This window comes from Cellulomonas septica (assembly GCF_012396155.1).
Classification (GTDB): domain Bacteria; phylum Actinomycetota; class Actinomycetes; order Actinomycetales; family Cellulomonadaceae; genus Cellulomonas; species Cellulomonas septica.
Genome location: NZ_JAAXOY010000264.1, coordinates 1 through 4,617, shown reverse-complemented (window position 1 = coordinate 4,617; position 4,617 = coordinate 1). Strand labels below are relative to the sequence as shown.

General features: G+C 72.9%; 3 protein-coding genes. All 3 read right to left on the bottom strand.

Annotated features, from left to right (window positions below; translation table 11 throughout):
- On the bottom strand, positions 1 to 1,248 hold a 1,248-nt coding region (locus tag HGA02_RS11115), incomplete at its 3' end, for a hypothetical protein (protein ID WP_210728449.1).
- 400 nt (positions 1,249 to 1,648) lie between these two features.
- Complete coding sequence (locus HGA02_RS11110) at positions 1,649 to 3,277, bottom strand: right-handed parallel beta-helix repeat-containing protein (RefSeq protein WP_168679064.1); 1,629 nt, start codon at positions 3,275 to 3,277, stop codon at positions 1,649 to 1,651.
- A gap of 696 nt (positions 3,278 to 3,973) precedes the next feature.
- On the bottom strand, positions 3,974 to 4,387 hold the full coding sequence (locus tag HGA02_RS11105; protein WP_124343800.1) for an Rv2175c family DNA-binding protein: 414 nt from the start codon (positions 4,385 to 4,387) through the stop codon (positions 3,974 to 3,976).
- Positions 4,388 to 4,617 lie beyond the last annotated feature (230 nt).

Here is a 4,617-nt window from a genome sequence, read left to right as displayed (position 1 = left end):
GCCGCCGGGGCCGACGACGTACCCGACGACCTCGGGCGTGACGCGCACGCTCGCGTCGGTCGACGTGAGCGTGATGGTGTCGCGCGCCGAGCCGCCGAGCGGGACGAGCGCCTGGTTGCGCGCGGGCGCGTCCGGCGACGCGACGAGGAAGGACGTCTCGCGGCACTCGTCGGAGGCGGCGGTGCCCGGGCACGCGCTCACGGTGGTCGGGCGCCACGCGCCCTTCGCGGTCAGGCGGACCTGGACGGCGGTCGCGTTGGCGGGGACGTCCTCGAGCCGGAGCGACGCGCTCGCGCCGGACTTCACGACCGTCGCGCCGAGCGTGTCGGGCTCGTCGAGCGTCTGGAGGTTGCCGCCGGTGCTGCTGACGGTCCGGGCGACGTACCAGCCGTCGACGTCGACCGCGACGGTGTGGTCGCCCTGCTGGTTGAAGAGCTGCAGGGTCCCGCCCGCGCCGAGGCGGACGACGAGCGACGCCTGCCGTGCGCGTTCCGGGATCGGGTTGAGCACCGACGTGGCGGCGCACGTCGCGGCGGTCTGGCCCTGGGGGCAGACGGCGACGTAGGACGTCTCGGTGCTCGCGGTCGACGTGAGTCGCAGGGCGACGGCGGTCGCGCCCTTCGGTGCCTCGGGCACGGTGACGGTCGTGGTGCCCCGGCCCGAGACGCTGGTCTCGAGCACGCGGTGCGGGTCGACGGGCACGTACAGCGAGTCCTCGGCCGCGGAGCCCTTGGAGGCGTCGACGCCGAACCCGTGCAGGTCGGCGAACACGCGGGTGTCGGCGCTCGCCTGGAGCGTGACGGTCGGGCGGGCGGCGCTCACGGGGACGGTGACCGTCGCGGACGCGGGCTCCTCCGCGGTGACGACGAGCGCGGGGGCGGCGGTGCAGGCGTCGGTGACCGCGGTGCCGGGGCAGACGGAGACGCGGGTGGTCGCCGCGGTCGTGCGGGCGGCGGTGACCTGCAGCGTCGCGGACGTCGCGCCCGCCGGGACCGCGGGGAGCGTGACGGTGACGGTCCCGCCGGCGGCGAGCGTCGTGCCGGAGAGCACGCGGTCCGGGGCGACCGGGCGGTAGACGCCGATGGGGGCGGACTCCGCGGGGGCGATGATCGCGACGACGAGGGCGACGGCGAGGGCGGCGGCGGAGGCGACCGTGGTGACGAGGCGCCGCGTCGGTGCGGCCGCCCGTGGGCGGCGTGCTGCGCGGTGGGTCGGCGGGTGCTGCGTCTCGCTGTGTCGTCCTCGCACGGGCGGTCTCCGAAGGTCGGGGCCAGGTCGTCGAGCGGCGATCCGACAGGGTCCGTCACGGGTGGGAGCACCCGTTCGTGGAGGGTCCTGCCGTGCCCGCGAGAGCCCGGGCCTGCGACTTCGTCGCGTAGACGGCCCTGGCTCGCCGCGCACGCCGACTATAGGAGAAACACCCATTCGGCGGAATCACGGCGTCTCGGACACGCGTCCCGGACGCCGTGACCTGTTCGTGACCTGCGTCGGGACCGCGGGGCAACGGATCTCGACATGTGGGACGTCTTCACCCGCCCGTCCTGAGCCAGCACGGACGGAGCCCGCCCCGGGGTGTCCGGGGCGGGCTCCGTCGTGCGGCTGCGCCGGCCCGGTGGGACCGGCGCAGCCTCGTGTGCAGAAGGGCTGGTCAGCTGCCCTTGCGGACCGTGGCGACGACGCCGTCGGTGAAGTAGTTGTTCGAGGTCGTGACGACCGTGGTGGTCGGCGAGATGATCGCGCAGTTGTAGTTCTTGGTCGTGCGCCCGAACTTGTTGTCCTTGACGGTGATGCCCTGGAAGGGGCCCTTGCCCTTCTCGGCGAGGTTCACGGTGCAGCCGCCGCCGTCGAGCATGTTCTTCTCGATGGTGACGTTGGAGACGATCCCCTGGTCCTGGGTGAACTGGATGCCGGTGTTGAAGGCGCCCGAGATGTTGTTGCCGACGATCCGCATGTTGTTGCCCTTCTGGATCTGGATGCTGTCGTCGTGGCTCGGGGTGTTGTTCTGCGCGGGGTCGACCTCGTAGTGCAGGTTGTCGTGCAGGTAGGAGGCCTCGATGGTGACGTTGTCGCCGTAGATGTGGGCCATGTCGATGACGTCGTGCAGGTTCACGCGCTTGAGCGTGAAGTTGTAGCCGCGCACGCCGTCGACCCAGGGGCCGGGGGCCGAGTTGTAGAGCTCGGAGTCGACGACCGTGACCGACGCCGTGGAGGACGCGCTGGTGACGAGCGCGGTCTGCGTCGAGGTCGCGCGGCCGCGGATGATCGAGTTCTTGATCGTGACGTTCGACGCCGCGACCTTGACGAAGCCGCGCACGTCGAGCCCGTCGATGACGGTGTTCGGCGTCGTGATGGTGAGGTCGCCGTTGTGCACCGTGAGCTTGGTGCCGTTCGGGACGCCGGTGGTCGTGGCGTCGGGCACGTAGGTGCCGACGACGCCCGGCGCGACCGGCGCGGGCACGGCGGCCTCGGTCGACGTGGCGCGCACGTCGGCGACGCGGACCGTGATGGGGGCGTTGGTCACCGAGGAGCCGGTGTAGCCGCCGAACGCGATGCCGCCGGGCGCCTGCAGCGCGGCGGTGCTGTCGGTCGCGGTGAGCTGCCAGTCGGCGGGCTCGGTCGCGGTGGTCGACCAGACCTTCGCCTTGAGCGTGGTCGGCGCGGTGCCCGTGACGACCAGGCGCACGTTGAGCTGCTTGCCGCTCGTGCCCAGGCCCATGAGGGTCTGCGAGGACAGCGTCGTCACCGTCGAGCCGTTGACGCTGATGAGCGAGGCGCGGATGTTGCCGTCGGCGAGGACCTTGGCGCGCAGGCGGTAGGCCGCGGTGGCCGAGACGTTGCGGCCCGTGACGTCGGCGTCGACGGCACCGCCGACCGGCGCCTTGTCCAGGCTGACGACCGCACGGAGGTCGGTGTCGGTCGACTTCACGGTCGGCAGCGAGGAGCTGAGCTGCCAGCCGGCCTTGCGCACGGCCATGCTCGCGGTGCCGTTGGCGACGGTGTAGTCGGTCGCGTCGCCGCCGGCGGCGGCCCACGCCCCGCCCGTCGTCGCCGTGCCCCAGCCGCCCTGCACCGTGCGCCCGAACGCGTCGACGGCGACCGTCTTCGGGGCGGTGGAGGTGGTGGTCGCGGCGAGCGACTGGGCGCTGCTGACGTAGTCGGGCGTCGTCGCGGAGGCCGGGACCGCGAGGCTGACGAGGCCCACGGAGAGCGCACCGGTGAGCACCGCGAGGGCGGCGCGGCGGACCGGTGCGGAGACGTGCAGGCGTGCGGGAGACATGCAAAAACTCCTCGGGGTATGAGAGTCGCTGGGGCCCTCGACCGGGTCGGGTCGTGGCCGGGGCAGGAGCCCTGGGAAACCTGCGGGCTGCCTGGCCCGCGGTGCGCGACGCCAATCAACTTATCGGCGGGAATCCGCCGGACTTGGGCCGCTGGTCCTGACTTTATGTCAGCCGTTATGTCCCGATGTGGCTGTCCGGCAACATCCGACATACCGTGACCTGTGCCTTCGCTGGAGAATGTCCGGATTGCCCGGGGTAACAAGTTTTCCAGGTGAGTTATGTCACAGGTGCGTCGCGTATCGCCCACGACGGCAGCAATCGGACGAAATCGTTATCGACCCCGTCCCCCGAACGGCCCTGGACGGGCACCGGGGCGTGTGCGCCAGGTCACCCGCCGACGGCCTCCCCGGGTCACCGCGCTCCGCCGCCCGGGGGAGCGGGCGCACGCGCGCGGGGTGCTTCTGCTAGCGGCACGGGACCGGGTGAAAAGCCCGCGCCCCCGCGGCGGGGTGGGCCGGACGGGTGAACGCCGCCTCACGCGTCCGGGTGACGGACGCCCGTCCCGCCTACCGGACCGCGTCGCTCGGCGCGCGCAGGTGGCCCGGACGGCGGCCTCCGCCGACGGGACCGGGCACGGTCAGCGTGCGGAGGCGGCCCGGACGAGGGCCGCGACGACCGCGGGCGCGACGTCCTCGTCAGAGCTCGGCCTGGGCCCGCCGGCGCACCTCGGTCTTGCGGCCCGCACGGAGCGCCTCGACGGGCGTGCCCGGCAGCGAGTCGTCGGGCGTGAAGAGCCACACGATCGCGTCCTCGTCCGAGAACCCGGCGTCCGCCAGGACCGTCAGCGTGCCCTGCAGCGAGGCGAGCACGGTCCACGCGTCGTCCGGGCGGGGCGTCGTGGGCTGCGCGGGGTTCGCGAGGTGCCCGGGGACGAGGAACGCGGCCGGGACGGACAGCACGCGCGGGTCGCCGCGGCGGGCGCCGACGAGGCGGCGTTCCTGGAGCAGGCGCCGCACCTTCCCGGCGTCGAGTCCGGTGCGCTCGGCCACGTCGGGCACGGTGAGCCACTCGTCGACGAGGCGGTCGAGGGCGTCGGATGCGTCGTTCACCCGTCAAGAGTACGCATCGCCGAATGACAGCCGCGCAATTCGCCCAGCCGCCTTTCCCTGCCTGGACCGCTCGGCTACCGTCAATTTCTGTCACTTGTTTCACACCAGCACCACGAGTCACTCCAGACTCATCTGAGGGGGCCGTCATGACGCCGCTCGCCACGTCCCGCGCCGACGGCCTGCGCCGCACCGCGACTGCCACGGGCGCCACGCTCGCGGTGGCCGCCGTC

Bases quoted from the DNA above. Each gene is read 5' to 3' on its own strand.
- HGA02_RS11110 (WP_168679064.1), bottom strand. From the start codon at position 3,277: ATGTCTCCCGCACGCCTGCACGTCTCCGCACCGGTCCGCCGCGCCGCC.